Source organism: Streptomyces sp. GD-15H (assembly GCF_045291515.1).
Taxonomy (GTDB): Bacteria; Actinomycetota; Actinomycetes; order Streptomycetales; family Streptomycetaceae; genus Streptomyces.
Window position 1 is genome coordinate 8,073,235 of sequence record NZ_CP149447.1, and the last position, 16,401, is coordinate 8,089,635.

General features: G+C 70.3%; 15 protein-coding genes and 6 pseudogenes. 9 read left to right on the forward strand and 12 right to left on the reverse strand.

Features of this window, described 5'->3' with window-relative positions:
* Nucleotide 1 precedes the first annotated feature (1 nt).
* A complete protein-coding gene (locus WJ438_RS38245; RefSeq protein ID WP_406729992.1) occupies nt 2-148 on the forward strand; it encodes a hypothetical protein in 147 nt (48 codons plus the stop codon).
* The gene (locus WJ438_RS38250) at nt 148-378 is read left to right on the forward strand and encodes a hypothetical protein (RefSeq protein ID WP_406729939.1); all 231 of its coding nucleotides are present in this window, start codon (nt 148-150) and stop codon (nt 376-378) included. Before WJ438_RS38245 ends, WJ438_RS38250 begins: the two co-directional genes overlap by 1 nt.
* 210 nt (nt 379-588) lie before the next feature.
* Here WJ438_RS38250 and WJ438_RS38255 read toward each other — a convergent pair whose 3' ends face one another.
* From WJ438_RS38255 to WJ438_RS38275, 5 genes and pseudogenes are all read right to left on the reverse strand, one after another.
* The gene (locus tag WJ438_RS38255; protein WP_406729224.1) at nt 589-936 is read right to left on the reverse strand and encodes a hypothetical protein; all 348 of its coding nucleotides are present in this window, start codon (nt 934-936) and stop codon (nt 589-591) included.
* Between the two features lie 486 nt (nt 937-1,422).
* Nucleotides 1,423-1,524, reverse strand: a complete 102-nt coding sequence (locus tag WJ438_RS38260) for a helicase associated domain-containing protein (protein ID WP_406729940.1) — start codon at nt 1,522-1,524, stop codon at nt 1,423-1,425.
* 34 nt (nt 1,525-1,558) lie between these two features.
* Nucleotides 1,559-1,860, reverse strand: a pseudogene (locus tag WJ438_RS38265) (DEAD/DEAH box helicase family protein); the annotation flags it as partial.
* A 31-nt stretch (nt 1,861-1,891) separates the two neighbouring features.
* On the reverse strand, nt 1,892-2,425 hold the full coding sequence (locus tag WJ438_RS38270; RefSeq protein ID WP_406729225.1) for a hypothetical protein: 534 nt from the start codon (nt 2,423-2,425) through the stop codon (nt 1,892-1,894).
* Between the two features lie 234 nt (nt 2,426-2,659).
* Nucleotides 2,660-2,969: pseudogene (locus WJ438_RS38275) on the reverse strand (transposase family protein); the annotation flags it as partial.
* A 593-nt stretch (nt 2,970-3,562) separates the two neighbouring features.
* On the opposite strand from WJ438_RS38275, the gene ltrA reads away from it, so the two are divergent.
* Nucleotides 3,563-5,026, forward strand: coding sequence for a group II intron reverse transcriptase/maturase (gene ltrA, locus WJ438_RS38280; RefSeq protein WP_406723623.1), 1,464 nt, complete (start codon nt 3,563-3,565; stop codon nt 5,024-5,026).
* A 118-nt stretch (nt 5,027-5,144) separates the two neighbouring features.
* Here ltrA and WJ438_RS38285 read toward each other — a convergent pair.
* Nucleotides 5,145-5,529: pseudogene (locus WJ438_RS38285) on the reverse strand (hypothetical protein); the annotation flags it as partial.
* Nucleotides 5,530-5,765: 236 nt separating this feature from the next.
* On the opposite strand from WJ438_RS38285, the gene WJ438_RS38290 reads away from it, so the two are divergent.
* Entirely contained in the window at nt 5,766-5,939 is a 174-nt protein-coding gene (locus tag WJ438_RS38290; protein WP_170102187.1) for a hypothetical protein, read from the forward strand.
* Nucleotides 5,940-6,328: 389 nt separating this feature from the next.
* On the opposite strand, the gene WJ438_RS38295 is transcribed toward WJ438_RS38290, so the two are convergent.
* From WJ438_RS38295 to WJ438_RS38305, 3 genes are all read right to left on the reverse strand, one after another.
* Nucleotides 6,329-6,919, reverse strand: coding sequence for a hypothetical protein (locus WJ438_RS38295; protein WP_406729226.1), 591 nt, complete (start codon nt 6,917-6,919; stop codon nt 6,329-6,331).
* Nucleotides 6,920-7,136: 217 nt separating this feature from the next.
* Nucleotides 7,137-7,295 (reverse strand): hypothetical protein, encoded by a 159-nt coding sequence (locus WJ438_RS38300; protein WP_406729227.1) that lies wholly within the window; start codon nt 7,293-7,295, stop codon nt 7,137-7,139.
* 84 nt (nt 7,296-7,379) lie between these two features.
* Nucleotides 7,380-7,931 carry a hypothetical protein gene (locus WJ438_RS38305; protein ID WP_406729228.1) on the reverse strand — a complete coding sequence of 184 codons (552 nt, stop codon included), beginning with the start codon at nt 7,929-7,931 and terminating at the stop codon, nt 7,380-7,382.
* Between the two features lie 173 nt (nt 7,932-8,104).
* Between WJ438_RS38305 and WJ438_RS38310 the strand changes: the two genes are divergently transcribed.
* The 3 genes and pseudogenes from WJ438_RS38310 to WJ438_RS38320 all read left to right on the forward strand — a co-directional run.
* Nucleotides 8,105-8,377 (forward strand): helix-turn-helix transcriptional regulator, encoded by a 273-nt coding sequence (locus tag WJ438_RS38310; RefSeq protein WP_406729229.1) that lies wholly within the window; start codon nt 8,105-8,107, stop codon nt 8,375-8,377.
* Nucleotides 8,378-8,839: 462 nt separating this feature from the next.
* Nucleotides 8,840-10,141, forward strand: coding sequence for a hypothetical protein (locus WJ438_RS38315; RefSeq protein ID WP_406729230.1), 1,302 nt, complete (start codon nt 8,840-8,842; stop codon nt 10,139-10,141).
* 169 nt (nt 10,142-10,310) lie between these two features.
* A pseudogene (locus tag WJ438_RS38320) lies at nt 10,311-10,499 on the forward strand (DnaB-like helicase C-terminal domain-containing protein); the annotation flags it as partial.
* A 475-nt stretch (nt 10,500-10,974) separates the two neighbouring features.
* Here the strand turns inward: WJ438_RS38320 and WJ438_RS38325 are convergent.
* Complete coding sequence (locus WJ438_RS38325; RefSeq protein ID WP_406729231.1) at nt 10,975-12,201, reverse strand: IS110 family transposase; 1,227 nt, start codon at nt 12,199-12,201, stop codon at nt 10,975-10,977.
* A gap of 249 nt (nt 12,202-12,450) precedes the next feature.
* Between WJ438_RS38325 and tpg the strand changes: the two genes are divergently transcribed.
* Both tpg and WJ438_RS38335 read left to right on the forward strand, forming a co-directional pair.
* Complete coding sequence (gene tpg / locus WJ438_RS38330; RefSeq protein ID WP_406729232.1) at nt 12,451-12,789, forward strand: telomere-protecting terminal protein Tpg; 339 nt, start codon at nt 12,451-12,453, stop codon at nt 12,787-12,789.
* 117 nt (nt 12,790-12,906) lie between these two features.
* A pseudogene (locus WJ438_RS38335) lies at nt 12,907-13,096 on the forward strand (23S ribosomal RNA methyltransferase Erm); the annotation flags it as partial.
* A 241-nt stretch (nt 13,097-13,337) separates the two neighbouring features.
* On the opposite strand, the gene WJ438_RS38340 reads toward WJ438_RS38335, so the two are convergent.
* Together WJ438_RS38340 and WJ438_RS38345 are read right to left on the reverse strand one after the other, a co-directional pair.
* On the reverse strand, nt 13,338-14,783 hold the full coding sequence (locus WJ438_RS38340; protein WP_406729233.1) for a fibronectin type III domain-containing protein: 1,446 nt from the start codon (nt 14,781-14,783) through the stop codon (nt 13,338-13,340).
* Nucleotides 14,784-14,981: 198 nt separating this feature from the next.
* Nucleotides 14,982-16,245: pseudogene (locus WJ438_RS38345) on the reverse strand (IS701 family transposase).
* Nucleotides 16,246-16,401: the final 156 nt, after the last annotated feature.

Genomic DNA, 16,401 nt, shown 5'->3' on the forward strand with positions numbered 1-16,401 from the left:
GATGTGCCGTCAGTCTTCCACCATCGGCCTGGTCAAGTCGCCCACTCATCAGCACCGTGCGACCGGTCCGCTGGCCGAGCGGCCGCTGACGCGGCCGATCCGCGGCGCCGACGCGGGAAGCGTCACCCGTTCGCGGCAGTACTGCTGATCGCGTGCTCCGCTGTCGTCACCGGAGCAAAGACGTTCACGGCGATCGGTGGGTGGGCGACAAAGGCCCCGCAGGACGCCCTGGCCCGACTCGGCGCCCGCACCGCGACGGCCCTGGCCGTACGTATCTCGCCCAGCAGCGCGACCGGGCGGATCGTCGGCGCCGGCGGCGACGGGGAACCGGCGAGGACCCGACCGACATGGTCGCCTCCTCCTCATATGCGGGACTGAGCGGGGCACCGGCCCGGTCCGCGAGCGAGTGCCGGAGTTGGCGTCACCTGAGCTGTCGCGCCAACGGCGAAGACAACGACTCCGGCGGAACACGCCGCAGTCGCCCTTCCGGGAGGTGGCACGTGAGCGTGTACCAACCCGCATCAGCCGTACTGAGACCGGCGCCACCTGGCCCGGGGCGGCGGCGACCTGCCGCTGGGCCGGGCCTGTCTACAGGCGCAGGAGTCGCTCCGTGATCTCCCGGTACTGCCGCAGCGCGTGCCGGAACTCCTCCGCCTGCGCCTGGGCCTCCTGGTCCTGCCAGCCCGCACGGAGGACGCGTCGCCGTTCCGCGAGGGCGCTCGCGAGCTCTGCGGTGACCTCGTCGAAGGCGCTCTCGGCCGCTTCCAGCGCCTCACGCGGGGTGTCGGCGAAGTCGAGGAGGGCCTGCCGCAGGCGCTGGGAGACCCGGTCCCGCTCCTCGGCGGGCAGCAGCGGCTCAGGCCCCGGGGCCCGGCGTGCGACGGCTCCGACACCCTTGTCCGGAGGCTGCTGGGCGCGTGCCTGGTCGTACATCATCGTGTGCCACTTCCCTGTACGTCGCGCAGGCCGAGTGCCACCCGGCCCTCGTCTGGATCAAGCCGGGCTCGCGAAGCCTGAGCCGAACGAAAGCCCTCGACGCTCATGGCCCGCCTGGTCGGCCTACACCGTCCCACCAGTCAACGCCCGGCGACGCCCCCTGTCAACGAACCTCTAGGACTGGCGAGTTGCGGAGCGCCACCCATCCGAGAGACGGACGGAATCCCGACGGCACGACCCGGCCCTCCCCGTGGTGACGGCCACCCCGGGACAACGGTCTCCGTGGCCGGTCCGGGGCGGGGTGCGCCGGTGCCCTGGCCATCGTCGGATGGTAAGGGTTCGTCGGGGCAGAGGGTGTTCATGACCTCATTGGCTTTGACGGCTGGTCCCCACCAAGCGGTGACGCTCTGGAGCTTCCTTGTGGGTCTGGCGGTAGTGGCTGGTGTGTGGTTGTGGGTGCATCGGCGTCGCTGGCATGCCCCGGCTCTACGACCATCGCATGCCGATGGCGGAGAGCTGCTCCATCCGCTCCGGTGTCAGCGTGGTGGCCCGCGAGCGCTGGTTACCGATCCATGCCCCCAGCTTCAGCTCTCGGACCTCCTGGTTCTTTCCACTCCCGCTTGAGCACTGGGTCGTTCTCCAGCGAGCACACCGCCACCATCGGCGCCCGGTGCCCCACCAGCCGCCACGCCTGGGCGGTCTGCACCAGCAGGTCCAGGGTCGGCACCGTGACGAGGATCCGCCCGCCCGGGAAGCATTCCAGCGCGCACGCGGCAGCCATGATCGTCTTACCCGACCCGGTCGCGGACACGATCGTGCCCCGTGCCCCCTGAGGGGGCACAGATGACCTTGCAGGGAATCCCACTCACTTACGGAAACTCGCTTTCTGGCCACCTGGTGTTCCCGAAGCCGAATACCCAGCATTTCCACGCTCCTCCTTCGCTCGCTTCGGAAATCACAGGGACGGCGTGAAGGGCGGGACGGACACCGTACCGTCCTCGCCCACCACGATCCGCTCGGCAAGCTGGGCCAGGACCTCAGAGGGGCGCAGCCCCGTCCGGCCGACCACCGTCTGGACCAGCCGGCCGGATGCGGCGGACAGCCGGACCTCCGCCCGCAGCTCATCCGCTTCCTCCCCCCGCCGTGCCCCCAAGGCGGCCGGTGCCGCAAGAGCACCGGCAAGCCGTTCCTCACGCTCGCGAGCCCACACCGAGCCCTGAGCGTCCCGTTCCGGCTCGTACACGCTCCAACCGACTGCAGTCATCAAGTCCCTGACGCGCTGCCACTCGGCGTGCTTGGCCAGCCAGATGACAGCCAACCGCTCCCGGTCCATCTCGAACTCGTAGAAGGAACCGTTCCCCCGCAGCTGCTCCGCGGTCTCCCGCTCACGGACAGCGGCCTCCGCGACCTTTTCCGCAACGGCGGCGACATCCAGGCCACTCGCCTGACGCCGGACCTGATCCCGCGCCACGTCCTGAGCACTCCACATGAGCTTTCCCTTTTCCGGAAGCGCGGGCATCTGGACCCGCATCTGACAAATCCGTTAACGATCACTAGGTGAGCGAAGCGCTGACCTGGGAGTCTAGTGATCGTTTCATGACTCGCGACTGTGGTGTGGTGCATCTCTGAACTGGGGTTTTCGTGGAACTGCGGTAGCTGGAGAGGTCCTGACGTGCAAGTTCAGTGATCGAGCCTTTCCCCTTCACTCTGAGCTGGTCAGATGAAGGGTGAGGACGGCCTGCTCGACGAGGGCCCGGATCTTCGCGTGAGACCGGTTCACCGCCTTCTGGCCTGCGGTGAGGGCCTCCCACCGTCCCCAGCACGGGATGCGGACCGTGCCGCCGGCACCCCGATAACCCTTGTCGGCCCAGCACGTGGTGCCGGCCTCGGCGAGGGCACCGACGATGCCGTGTGCACGGGCCGCGGGCGTCGTGGACGGCGCCGGGCAGGGCCGGTGAGGCCCACAGCAGCCGGCCGAAGGGATCCGCGACGGCCTGCACGTTCATCCCGTGCTTCGTGTGTTTGCCGGAGTGTGCGCCGTGAGGCGCTTGTTGTTCGAGTGGAGGTGAAAGACCGCCGCCGCCGTCCTGTCGCAGCAGGACGGTTGAAGCTGAGGGCAGCCTGACCCGGGAGGTGCCGGGGAGGGCGGGAAGCAGCCCTGACAAAGCCGGGACGTGCCAGTACTGCCAGATGGGGCGGGTTCGGCAAGCGAGACGGAGAGGAGTACGCGAGGAACCGGCGTCTACGCCTCCTTAAGGCACGCCAGCTCGAACCTGGTGGATGAGGGCTGGATGCGGTGCGTCCCCGCTGGATATTCGGCCGGCGGGGAACTTTCCGCGCGGTCTACTTCGGTCGCGCGGGGAGGCCACGGTGAAGTGCTGCGGGGTAGCCGTGGCGAGGCCGCGGGGGCATAGCCGGGCTCCTACTCCGACGATCGAACAACGAGCGAACACGGGAACCGTCCCGGTCCCGCCCTCCTGCCGCGTGTCCAGCACGGCGGGAGGGCTGGGTCCACCGTCGGCCGACCGGGCCGGGGCGGGGCGGAGCCACCGTAGTACTCCGAGCCGGGGAGAGCCTGGCACATGGGGAAGGGCGGCAGCGGTTTCGAGAAGGGAAGGAGGCTGCAATGCCGAAAGACGCGCTGCTGAACAGCAGTGCTCCTGAGGCCCCGCGGGGGTCTCACCAGCGGGTATCGGGGATGCAGGCCAAGCTTCACCGTTGGGCGGCGGCCGACCGTGGCCGCAGGTTCGACGATCTGTTCAACCTCGTATGCGATCCGGCGACGCTGCTCGTGGCGTTCGAACGGGTCGCGGGCAACAAGGGAGCCCGAACGCCGGGCGCGGACGGCCTCACCGTCGTCAACGTCGAGCAGGAACTCGGCCTCCCGGGCTACCTGGAGGACCTGCGACGCGTACTGAAGACGGGTGAATTCCGCCCGTTGCCGGTACGCGAACGCAAGATCCCCAAGCCCGGCGGGAGCGGGAAGGTGCGCAGGCTCGGCATCCCGACCGTCTCCGACCGGGTGGTCCAGGCGGCCCTCAAGCTGGTGCTGGAACCGATCTTCGAGGCCGACTTCCTGCCGGTCTCCTACGGCTTCCGGCCCCTGCGGCGCGCACACGACGCGATCGCCGAGATCCACCGCTACGGCACCCACGGCTATCGCTGGGTGCTGGACGCGGACATCGAGGCGTGCTTCGACTCCATCGACCACACGGCCCTGATGGACCGGGTGCGCGCAAGGGTCAAGGACAAGCGCGTGCTGCGGCTGGTCAAGGCGTTCCTCAAGGCCGGTGTCCTGACTGAGGGCGGCGGTCGCGAGGAGACCTTCACCGGCACCCCGCAGGGCGGCATCCTCTCCCCGCTGCTGGCGAACATCGCCCTGTCCGCGCTCGACGAGCACGTGATGGAGCCGTGGGAGCCGGGCGGGCGGATGTCCACCAGAGGCAGGCGGGCACACCATCGCCACCACGGCCGCGCGAACTGGCGCATCGTCCGCTACGCGGACGACTTCGTCGTCCTGGTCGACGGCAGTCGTGACGACGTCGCCCGCCTGCGCGAGGACATCGCCGACGTACTGCACCCTCTCGGGCTGCGGCTGTCACCGGCCAAGACCCAGATCGTGCACATGTCGGACGGGTTCGACTTCCTGGGGTTCCACATCCAGTGGCGCCGCAAGCGAGGCTCGAACAAGTGGTACGTCTACACCTTCATCGCCGACCGGCCCATCCGGCAGCTGAAGGACAAGATCCGTGCCCTGACGAACAGAACGTCGCAGCAGGACCCGGGGACCGTGCTGAAGAGGATCAACTCGATTCTGCGCGGCTGGGTCAACTACTTCAAGCACGCGGTATGCAAGACCACGCTGAAAGCCCTGGACCACTTCGTATGGCGACGGGTGACCAGCTGGTGGATGGTGCTGCATCGCTGGAGGTGGAAGGACGTCCGCCGACGCTTCACCGACCGCAACGGCCGGTGGCACAAGCTCTCGGCGGACGGGATCGAACTGTTCCCCATGGTCTCGATCGCGGTCACCCGCTATCGCTACCGGGGCAACACAATCCCCAACCCCTGGACCCTCAACCACGCCTGAACGACAGAGACCGTGGAGAGCCCGGTGCGGTGAGAGCCGCACGCCGGGTTCGGCGAGCGGCACGGAGAAACGGACCGATGGCAACATCGGCACCGCGCTCCGTGCCGACTCAACAGGACGGCCGGTCCGCGGCGATGCGGTCGATCGGCAGCAGCGTGCCGTCCAGGAGCAGATCCGCCTTCACCGACGCGGTCCGCACCGCGTCGGTGAGGCCGGGGCGAGGGTGGCCGGGAGCTGGACAGCCTCAGTGACATGGCGGTAGGCCCTCGTGGTTCCGACGCCGAACCCGGCCGTGAGCCGGGTGTTGGGGGTGCCCCGGCCGGAGGCTGGGGGAGTATGCCCCACCCGTAGATGAGCGAGTGTCGGCAGGCCTGGCGGCCGGCGCTCAGGCGCCGCCAACGGGAACCGATCGCACGGCGGTGCCGCCGCACCTGCTGCGTGAGGAAGCGGAGGGCAGAGCTGGACACGTCGACGCGATGGGGCCTCCCCTGCTCTGGGGGCACCTCCCAGCGGTAGCCGGGGGAGAAGCCGAGAGCTTGGGGAAGGGTAGAAAAGCACGTGAAGCCTCTGGTGGAGACGGTTCTCTTGGTCGAAAACCCATCTACCAGAGGCTTCACCACGTTGTCAGCCCAACTGCCGAACTCCGGAGGCAGGTTGGAAAGGGATCAGTGTCTGCGCCCCGGCTTGTGGGGGTGATGTCGGGGCATACGGGCTTCACCCGTTCGAGAGGAGCCTGTTCATGCTTGGCATAGTGGCTGCGGTGCTGTTCTTCTTCGCGTTTTTGATCAACGCGGCGGACATCGGCACCAACGATGTGTTCTCTTCGACGAATGTGATGCTGCTGGGACTGACTGCCCTGGCGCTGCATGTGGCGGGAATCGGTGCCGGCTGGGCTTCCAGGAGCCGACGCTGACCCTGGACCCCGCGCCCGCTGACCCGGTGACGGGATGCCCGGGGCGGCGCAAACACCCCGAGCCCCCTTCATGGCCGGCCTTGCCCGCGTCAGCCGGTCCCCATGAGGCGCCCGCTTATTGATCTTGATCGCGGCCTGCTGTCGCTCCGCCGCACTGCGCGGCGTATTCGGCCCGCGGTTCGGGGAGGCCTCGCTCGGGGCTGAGTGGGGCGGCGCGGCTGACACATGGGCCGAACTCGCGTTGGTGCCGCGCGGGCCAGACGGTTCAGTCGGCGGTGGGGCACGCAACGAGTTCGGCGCTCGGGCGGCGGCAGGTGACCCGCCGGGCGGTCCGATCGGCCCTGCCGCCGGCAGACGGAGGCGGGTGACGAAAGAATGCCCCCCATGTTTCAGCGGTCGGCGTCTGCGGGGCGCGTCTCGGCCTGGGCGGCGGGGGCGGTGTAGAAGACCGAGGCGCCCTGCTTGGTGCGCTGGGCCTGGCTCTTGGCCACGAGCCCTTCGAGCGTGACGCGGACGACCTTGGTCTTGATGCCGCGCTCGGGATGGGCCTGGCCGAGCGCGGCGGAGATTTCCGCGGCGGAGCGCGGTTCGCTCTGCTCGGCGAGGTGGTGGCGGATGAGGTCGACCAGGGTGGGCCGGTCCGTTTTCGCGGTGCCTGATGCCTTGGCAGCGGCCTTTTTGGCGGCGGGCTTCCGTGCCGTGCGCTTGCCGGGCCCGGCGGCCGCTGCCTTCCGGGGAGAGGACAGGGCGGTGCTGTCGGGCCCGGCCGCGGGTTTGGCCGGCGCCGGGGTGATGCCGAGTGCCTGCTGCACGGTCACCAGCACGGTGTGGTCCTGCCGCAGGGCGGTCAACCGCTCCTGAACAGCGGTGATTTCCGCCCCGATGCGCTCCTGCTCCTGGACGTTGCGCTCGAGGTCACCGGTCACCTGGGCACGGTATTGCGACGCCAGTTCGGTGGCGGGGGCCTGGGTTTTGGGCATGACGGGGCCTTTCGGCGGCTCGCCGGCCACGCCGCCGGGAGGGGTCGGTGCGCGCGTGGCCGGAAGACGGGCTGTGCGCACACTGGACCAGGTGCGGGACCGCAGGGGCTGCGGCCTGCGCCAGCGTAGACCCGGCAACGGTGAGGGAACCGGACGTTGCTGTCGAGAGAGGTCTGCCCCTGGCTCTTCGAGGGGGGCAGTCGCCTGCCGGCCGGTGTCAGTGTTCCGCCCGGGGCACGGCCGGCGACTGCCAGCAGATCTCGTCGGTTCCCCGGTCGTGCTGCCAGCCGGCCAGGGTCTGCGAGGCCACCAGCCGGTCGAGGAGTTCTCCGGTCTGCTGCGGGGAGTGCCCGCACAGCCGGGCGAGGACGTCCATGTCGATGCGGTGTTCGGCCTGGGGAGAGGCGTGTGCCCAGCACCAGGGCGGTCAGCCGCAGTGCGGGCGGCGCGGCCGGCAGGGTCAGGGGCGCGGGGTGCAGTGCCCAGTGGGCGGCGCGGCGGCGGGGGAGGTGAACCGGGGCAGTGCGGCGGGGTAGGTGAGCGTCTCCCGCACGCGCACCTGTTCCTTGAGTCCTGGACGAAACCTGTGGTGCGCGGGGACTGGCCGGCCGGGGGAGGGGTGCGGCCGGGAGGAGCCGAGCAGTGTGTCGGGCACGGCGGCGGTATGGCTGGTCGCCGCCGCGCAGGCCGCGCAGGTGTCGGCCAGCCGCCAGGTGCGCCCGCTGCGGTCGCGGGTGAGGGCGAGCAGCACCGGCCCGGCACACCCGCGGTGCCGCGGATGCCACCAGCAGCCCTGCGTCCGGCACTGGCAGCTGCGCAGGTAGGCCGGCAATGCGTCGGTGCGGGCATGGCGGGCCAGATGCGTCAGGACGGCGGACCGTGCGGAGGCGGCCTCCAGGGGAGCGGCGGGAGCAGTGCAGGAGAGGCAGACGAGCGTCAGGCCGCCCGCTCGCGGACGCAGCTCCACTGTCCAGATACGCCGCACCGCGGTATGCGCGCCGGCAAGCCTCATCGGCTAGTCGTCCTCCCAACTGTCCGTACTGCGATGGCCGGTGCCCCGGCGCCAGGAGGCCGGAGACGGACGCACGGTAGTGCGGATCCTTATACCGCGCGCCATCCGTCCTCCGGCAAATAGTGCAGAAATCTGCACTGACAGGGCGGATATCCGAACCTTCGGATGGTGGAGTGACGATCTTGCCGCCCGACCCCGACACCACCGCACTGCGCCTCCAGCTGGCGCGCCTACGGGTCGAACGCGGCTGGAGCTTCGACAAACTCGCCGGCCGCAGCGGCCTGGCCCGGCGCACCCTCATCGACCTCGAACACGGCCGCGCCGTCGGCAATGTCACCACCTGGCACACCCTCGCCCACACCTTCGACGTGCCGATCGACCACCTGCTGGACGCCCGGTGCTCCGACCACACCCCACCCGGCCCCCGCACCCCCCGCTCCGCATGAATGGGGAGCGCAAGGAATCACCCGAATCGACGAGCGGACGCCGAACGCCCGATCGCATGCCGGCCGATCCGTTCGGGCGTGCTGGGCAGGCCGGGGACAAGGCCCATGCTCCATGTCCTGGCCGGTCTGCTGCGCCAGGAGGGCGAGCGGATCGTGCGCCGCTTCACCGCCGACGACACCCACCGGCGCACCACTGGCGAACACGCTCCCGGAGCGCGGCCGCGTCCCGTCCTGCACCACCTGCTAGCCCTCAGTGGTTCCCGACCCTGCCCCACCACGCCCGACACACCGTCAGACACTCACACACTCAACCACGTGACAACGCCGTCGATTGCGATGGGCGGGTCCACCCCCTGCCGGGGTTCACCCATCGCGTTTCAGGGCAACCTTCCGGGAAGTTCGCGAGTCATGAGTATGCGTCACCGATCCGGTGCGCATGATGTCCGAATTACGGAAGGTCTCATGACTTCTCTCGCCGTCGTGCGGCGTACCATCTCCGCGTTTGTGCTGGCCGCGCTGGCCGGCACGGCGCTGGCCGGTCCTGCCCATGCCCAGGAGGAACCGCTGCCGGTCTCGATCACCGGCCCCGACAGCGTGAACCTCTCGCTGCACCCGGAGGCCGGTGAGCCGGGGGAGCCGCAGATCGAGCTGGGACTCCGGGCACCCGGCGAGCCGGTACCGGACGAGGACGGCGTCATCTGGCCGATCCACACCGGCGAGTACACGGTCACCGTGGACGCGAGCTCCCTGGCCGGCGTCGCCGCGGTGGACTTCTCCCAGCTCGGCGGGTGGCAGGGGTGCTCCGTCGACGGGCTCGTCGCCACCTGCAGCGACTACGAGATCTACGCGGGCCAGGACTACAACGACCTCGGCGGCATCCGCCTCGACGTGACCGACGGGAGCGCCGCGGGCGACTTCGGCGCCATCGAGATCACGGCCGTGGGCGAGGGTCTGGCCTTCACCGGGCACACGGTGGACGTGCTGGTGGGCGGCCCGGAGCTGCTGATGAAGCAGCTGGCCGAGCCCGAGGGCTTCCAGGCCGGTGACACCTTCCAGGCGCCGCTGGGCTTCCGCAACGTCGGCGGGCTGGGCGGTGACGGCATCGTGCTGCGGATCTCCGGCAGCCGGGGCCTGTCCTTCCCCAGCACCTTCGGCAACTGCTGGTATGACCCGCGCGACCCCGGCGAGGTGCTCGGACGCTCCACGGCGCTCTGCATCTTCGACAGCGAGTTCACCGGTGAGGCGGCATACGGGCTGAGCGCGCCCTTCCCGATCGAGACGGCCGGTTTCGCGCTCTACGACACGATGTCCTACAGCTTCAGCGCGGTGCCCGCCGAGCAGGCCCGGGAGCTGCTGACCGAAGGCGACTACCAGGCGGGTGACGGGCCGGCGCTGGAGCTGGTCCGCGTGCCGGACGCGGACCCGGCCGATTACACCCGCTACGCGGAGATGGACTTCCCGACGGCGAACACCTTCGACCTCGATCTGACCGGTGAGCGGCTGCGGGCCCGTGAGGGTAGCACGGTGTCGGTGGACATCGGCTTCGCCAACCACGGCCCAGCCTGGCTGGCCGTGCTCCGCTCCGGCGGCGAACCGATCCCCTTCTGGGTCGACCTCCCCCCGGCACCACGGTCACCGCGGTCCCTGAGGACTGCCGCCCGGGCTGGGAGGGCGCCGAGGGCGACTACCTCTGCTTCCTCGACACGCCGATCCTGGAGGACGCCTCCCGCACCTTCACCTTCGGCCTCCGCGTCGACGAGGTGATCAAGAACGCCACCGGCCGGGCGTTCTTCGCGTACACGATGCCGAACGAGGGCAACCCGGCGAACGACTCCGGGGAGATCGTGCTGAACCCGGTGGGCAAGTACTGATCGTCAGCTGTTCTGGCACAGCGGGCCCGCCCGGAAGGGCGGGCCCGCTGTGTGCTGCGGCTGATGGGCGGGAATCCGGTGCCCTGGAGCAGGACGCCGACGCGATCGTCCTGCTGCACCGCGAGGACTACTACGAGCCCGAGTCCGGGCGGGCCGGGGAGAGCGCCCTGATCGTGGCCAAGCAACGCAACGGGCCCACCGCCACGGTCACGGTGGCCCATCAGTTCCACTACAGCCGCCTGCGCGATATGGGCGCCGCCGAAGAACCCGCCTGTGGGATCTCAGATTCCGTGGCCAAATCTCACGAACGATGGCCAAGCGGCGGCCACTTGCGAGACTTCGCAGGCCGGAGCCTTGCGCATCGGTGGCCGCCCTGAGGATTCGGACACGGCCGTGAGACTGGACGGCTGGCCAAGTCGTGAGGCAGCGCGACAACTACCAGGTCACAGCGTCGCCGTTGGCCACGGGCGGCGAGACCCTACACCGCCCCCTGACCGCCCTGGACGCCGCTGTGCGGCCCGTTCCGCCCGACGTAGGGCAACTACCCCGGCCCGGGCGGGAACGCCGCACAGCGGCCCACACAGCCGATCATGAACGGAGACCCCCCGATGGGCATCGTCGGAGACGGCCTGTACCGCGCCGTACAGCAGGCGTTCACCTGCCCCCTCCCCACGTCGGCCGGCGCGCAGATGTGCTACCTGGTCAGACACCCCATGTCGTTTGGTGTCAAGCGGCGTGGGGGTGGGCGTGGTGCGACCATGCGGTCGCTTCGTTGTAGGGGGTTCGGGTCTTGAGGCATCCGTGGAGGATGCCGACGAGGCGGTTGCCGAGCTGGCGGAGGGCGGGGTTGTCGCCGGCCTCGCGGGCTCGCTGCTTGTCGTAGTAGCGGCGGGCTCCGGGTGAGGCACGCAGGGCGGAGAACGCCTGGGCCTGCAGGGCGTCGGCAAGCCGGTTGTTGCGCACGAAGCGGGCCTGGACGGTGTGGCTCTTGCCGGAGGCCCGGGTGATCGGGCTGGTGCCCGCGTAGTTCTTCCGGGCCTTGGCGGAGCTGTAGCGGGTGGGGTCGTCGCCGAACTCGGCGAGCACCCGGGCGCCGGTGATCGCTCCGATGCCGGGCATCGAGAGGTAGATCTCAGCGTCCGGGTGCGCGAGGAAATGCGCCCTCACCTGCGCTTCCATTTCGGCTATCTGCTCGTTCAATGCGATCAGCAGCCGTGCGTGGGCGATGGCGGTGGCCGCATAGGCGGTAGTCACCGGCTCAGGCAGGGTCAGGTGCTTCTCGCGCAGCGCGGCGGTGATCGTGGCCGCTTTCGCCGTCCGGTTATGCCGGCGGTGCCGGGCCAGGACGGCGGTGATCTGGGCGCGGGTCAGCTTCGCCGCCGCTGCCGGGGTGGGGGCCTTGATCAGCAGCTCCAGGGCGTCCGTGCTGGTCAGCGTGAGGTCGGCGTAGGCGTTCAGGGCGGCCGGGAAGTACTCGCGCAGGGTGTTGCGCAGCCGCTGGAAGGTGCGGGTACGTTCCCAGATGAGGGTCTGGTGGGCGCGGGCGACGACCTTGACGGCCTGGGCCTGCTCGCTGTCCCCGGCGATCGGCCGCAGCTGGGCGCGGTCGATGCGGACCATGTCGGCCAGCGCGTGGGCGTCGCCCTTGTCGCTCTTGGCTCCGGAGGTGCCGTACCGCTCCTTGAACCGGGCGGCCTGCCTCGGGTTGATCGCGTAGACCTGGTAGCCGGCGGCGAGCAGCGCCTGCACCCAGGGGCCGCGGTCGGTCTCGATCCCCACGATCACCTCGGTGGCATCGAGGTCCTCACCGCCGTGCTTCGCGACGAGTTCATGAAACTTGGCGATGCCCTCGATACCTTCGGGTAGCTTGGCGGCGGCCAGTTTTCGGCCGGTAGCGTCCTGGACCTCGACATCGTGGTGGTCTTCGGCCCAGTCATCGCCGATCAGCAGCAACTCGTCCTCCTGGTCAGGTACTTCCCTACTCGTGCAGCCTCCGGAAGACACGGCACGCGGCCTAATGGATCCAGTGCTCACGCCCCACTCGGCGGGCACGCCACCCCATCAGCGGTCTGGCCTCCCGGCCGACCAGCAGGGGCACGGTCTGACCACAGAGCTCGAACGGCTCCGGCAGCGGAAGTGCTCACCTGCTGGCGGCTACGGCACCGAGTCTCACCGACCCGGCAGCTCCCATTAGGCAGCTCAATGGCACCCGCGCGGTGGCCGACGCCCTCGGCGTCTCGCAGCGCACCGTGGAGCGGTACGTCAAAGAGCAGATCCGCCGACCCCGCCCGGCGCCTTCAGGACGCGGTCCGCGCCCGCTGGCAGCCCCGCATCCGCGAACGTGCTCGCCGCCCGGCCGCCACCAGCACCGACCTGGTCGTCGACACCCGCGCCCGCCTCGGGTTCACCGCCGCGCCCGGCACCACCGACGACGCCCGCCTCCGCCACCTCACCCTCGCCCTGCCCCCGCACCGTTCGAGGGCAGGAGCGTCTCTGCCATCGAACGGAACCTCCTCACACCGGTTGCCGCCCGCCCGATGACCGCTCACTCATACCGGCGGCGCGGTCGGGGTTGTGCCGGTGCCGGGCCCTGGCGACCGGCACAACCCACCTGGTGTCAGCGGCGGCCGCCGCGGTGGCGGCCCCAGGAGTAGTCGTCGACGAAGCGGCCGCGGTCGTTGCGCGGGGTGGCGGTGTCGGAGCGGTTGTCCCACACGTAGACGCCCCGGTGGCCGCAGGTTCGGCCCCGCCCGCGGCGGCGACGGCTACGCACCCCGCGCACAGGTCCTGCAGACGAAGGGGCGCCAGGGCGCGCGGCTCGTCGTACGGACGCCGCACCGGCAGATAGCGACCCACCGGCAGGCAGTGACCCTGTCACCCCGCCGCCGTTCACGGGCAGGGAAGGCGGCGGGGCGACGGGCGCCTGTCCCAGGCTCTCGGGTCAGCCCTGCCCGCCCCTGCTCGGTCCCGGTGGACCTCCGTACGGCGCGCCCTCGCCCGGGCCGCGCCGGCGGCACGCCCCGGCGGCTCGCGGGCGCCCGGCCCGGGTGGCCGGCCCTCGCCCGGGCCGGTGTGTTCGACGCGGGTGTTCAGCGGGTCACGGCGGCGACCTCGGACGCGCCAGACTCGGTGCCGTCGGCGTAGAGGACCGTGACGCGGTAGTACACCGTGGTGGCGGCCGGCTGGGTGTTGTCCGCCCAGAGCCCGGTGCTGGTGCCGTCCTCGGGCTCGGTGCCGATCAGGTCGAACGTCCCGGTCCGCGGGTTCCAGCGATGGATGGCGTAGCCGGAGACCGGACTGCCGTTCTCGTTGCTGGCGCTGGAGAGGGCCCAGGTGATCAAGCCGCTCGTGCGGGTGCTGAGGTAGGCGAGTGGAGCGCCGGTCGCGGGCGGGGCGGTCGGGCGGAGGTCCAGTTCGGTGATGTCGATGACGGCCGCGCCGGTGTCCGGGGTGAGCTGGTTGCCGTACTGGTCGACGGCGACGACGGCGTAGCGCACCTGCTGCCCTTCGGCGGGCACGGCGTCGTGGAAGCTCGTGGACGTGACCCGCCACGGCTTGAAGTCCAAGGGGTTCTTCACCGGGATGTATGTCCACTGCCCGTCGACGAGGGAGCCGCGCAGCACGAGGTAGTGGTCGAGATCGGGCGCGCTGCTCGCGTCCCAGGAGAGGGTGACGCCGTTCTCCTTGGGGACGGCGGCCAGGCCGGTGACCGCGGCAGGGGCGGTCGTGTTGCCGACGACGGTGATGACGACCTCTTCGGAGGGGGTGCCCCCGTTTCTGTTGTGGTCCAGGGCGATCACCGAGTAGTACGTGACGCCGGGCGGCGGGGCGGCGTCGGTGAACGAGGTGCCCTTCACTCCCTCACCGACCCGCTCGCGCATGCCCGGGGCGGGCTGGCGCGATCGGTAGATCGCGTAGCCCGCGAAGTCGTTGCTGGTTCGCTCGGAGGCATCCCAGGTCAGGGTGACGCCCGCCTCGCTTTCCGTGGCCCGCAGGTTGAGGGCGGTGTCCACCGGGCCCGTCCGGTCGCGGGTGTAGTACATCGCCGTGCCCGAGGGCGCCGACTCGTTGCCGTGCGTGTCGACGGCGGTGACGACGTAGTAGTAGGTGTCGCCGGTCTGCGGCAGGGGCCCGCTGTAGTAGCCGGGCGCCAGTTTGTCGCCGGTCAGCCGGTTCTCGGCGGTGAGGGCGACCGGGGAGGACGTCGAGCGGTACACGCGGTAGCCGGCCAGGTCGGGCTCCGTGTTGCTGTGCCAGTGGAGGGTGATGTTGTCCGGGGAGCCCATGACCCAGTTGTCCTCGACGCCCTTCGGGGCGGCGGGAGCGGTGCGGTCGATGGTGGTGATGCCGAGGTCGGCGGTGCCGGCCGAGAGGTTGCCGGCCTTGTCGTAGGCGCGGACCTCGTAGTAGTAGACGTTGCCGTCCTTCGGGACGGTCGTGTCGGTGTACGAGGTGAACGTTGTGGTGGCTATCGGCTTCGTGGGGAAGGAGGTGCCCTTCAGGCGCCGGTACACGCGGTATCCGGCGAGGTCCATCTCCTTGTTCTTGGCCCAGCCGACCTTCGTGGACGCGGTCTTCGTGCTGTAGGTGGCGGCGGCTCCGGCCGGGACTAGTAGGGCTTTGTTAGGTCCTGTGGTGTGGTTCTGGTGTCGGTGCGGGCCGGCCGCATATCGAGCAGGCGCCGGCCCAGGTGGCCAGGAGGGCCTGGAGTTCGCGGAGGACCGCGTACAGGGTCAGGCCGGCGCAGGGACTTTTGGGTCGAGTCGCAGCAGGGTACAGAACGCCTGGGCGAGGGAGGCGAGGGTGGTGTGCCGGTGCCAGCCGGAGTAGTTGCGGCCCTCGAAGTGGTCCAGGCCCAGGCCGTCCTTGAGCTCGCGGTAGTCGTGCTCAACTCTCCAGCGGATCTTGGCGATCCGGACCAGGTCACGCAGCGGGGTGTCGGCAGGCAGGGTGGACAGCCAGTAGTCGGTGGGCTCGGCGGAGCCCGGTGGCCACTCGGCCAGCAGCCAGCACTCGGGCAGGGAGCCGTCGGCGAAGCGGCGGATGGTGCGGTTGGCGGGGCGGACCCGCAGCGCCAGGAAGCGCGAGCGCATCTCGGCGCGGGGGTTGTGCTTGCCGACCCTGCTGCCCTGGCGCCAGGTCACCGTCCGCACCACCGACCTTCCTGCATCCAGGGCGAGTTGGCGCAAGGTGGTGTGCGGCTGGGGGTAGGTCGGGACGGGTGGGCGACCCCGACCGGAGTACGGCGGGCGCTCGGGGACCGCGTCACCCGGGTAAGCGGTGGTGGTGCCCTTGACCGCCACGGCGTAGGCCAGGCCGCGCTCGGTCAGCCCCTCGCGAAAGCCGGTGGCATCCCCGTATCCCGCGTCGGCGACGACCGGCAGGTCCGGCAGTTCCCAGTCCCCGCGCACTTCGTCGAGCATGTCCAGGGCCAGGCGCCACTTCTCCCGGTGCCGCTCGGCCTCGGGGATGCCGGCCCTGGCACGTCGGTGCCGGATCGCCTCCGCCAGCAGCACATCGCCGGCGTGCTGGGCGTCGTCCCAGCTCTCGGGCAGGAACAGGCGCCAGTCGACGGCCGCCGAGGCGCGGTCGGACACCAGGTTGACGCTGACGCCGATCTGGCAGTTGCCGCGCTTGCCCAGCGCGCCGCAGTACATCCGGGCCACCCCCGGGGAGTCGTAGCCGTCCTTGGGGAAGCCCACGTCGTTCGATGGCGTACGCCTCCGGCGAGATGTGGGCGGCGGCCCAACGGGCCATCCGCTCACGGACCTTGACCCAGTCCCAGGTGGAGGAGGAGACGAACTGCTGGAGTTGCTGGTGGTCCACGCCCAGGCGTTCGGCCATCGGCTGCATCGACTTGCGCTTGCCGTCCAGCATCAGCCCACGCAGGTACAGCTCACCCTTGGCCCGCTGGTCCCGCCGCGGCAGCGAGCCCAGCATCTCGGCCGCGAACGCCTCCAGGCGCGGGCGGACCGTCTCCATCTCCTCCGGTGTCACACCCGAAAGAAGATCACAACACTACCTACGCACGAACAATCGGGGTACCTAACAAAGCCCTACTAGTTCTCCTTGTCCTCCAAGGTCAGGCTTTCGGGCTGGCCGAGGGCGACCGGTTCGCGACCGCGCTCCAGAGTCACATCCACAGGATGGCAG

Coding starts and splice junctions, on each gene's coding strand:
- WJ438_RS38245 (WP_406729992.1), top strand. CDS start 2: ATGTGCCGTCAGTCTTCCACCATCGGCCTGGTCAAGTCGCCCACTCAT.
- WJ438_RS38255 (WP_406729224.1), bottom strand. CDS start 936: ATGATGTACGACCAGGCACGCGCCCAGCAGCCTCCGGACAAGGGTGTC.
- WJ438_RS38270 (WP_406729225.1), bottom strand. CDS start 2,425: ATGTGGAGTGCTCAGGACGTGGCGCGGGATCAGGTCCGGCGTCAGGCG.
- ltrA (WP_406723623.1), top strand. CDS start 3,563: ATGCCGAAAGACGCGCTGCTGAACAGCAGTGCTCCTGAGGCCCCGCGG.
- WJ438_RS38290 (WP_170102187.1), top strand. CDS start 5,766: ATGCTTGGCATAGTGGCTGCGGTGCTGTTCTTCTTCGCGTTTTTGATC.
- WJ438_RS38295 (WP_406729226.1), bottom strand. CDS start 6,919: ATGCCCAAAACCCAGGCCCCCGCCACCGAACTGGCGTCGCAATACCGT.
- WJ438_RS38300 (WP_406729227.1), bottom strand. CDS start 7,295: ATGGACGTCCTCGCCCGGCTGTGCGGGCACTCCCCGCAGCAGACCGGA.
- WJ438_RS38305 (WP_406729228.1), bottom strand. CDS start 7,931: ATGAGGCTTGCCGGCGCGCATACCGCGGTGCGGCGTATCTGGACAGTG.
- WJ438_RS38315 (WP_406729230.1), top strand. CDS start 8,840: ATGACTTCTCTCGCCGTCGTGCGGCGTACCATCTCCGCGTTTGTGCTG.
- tpg (WP_406729232.1), top strand. CDS start 12,451: ATGGCACCCGCGCGGTGGCCGACGCCCTCGGCGTCTCGCAGCGCACCG.
- WJ438_RS38340 (WP_406729233.1), bottom strand. CDS start 14,783: ATGGACCTCGCCGGATACCGCGTGTACCGGCGCCTGAAGGGCACCTCC.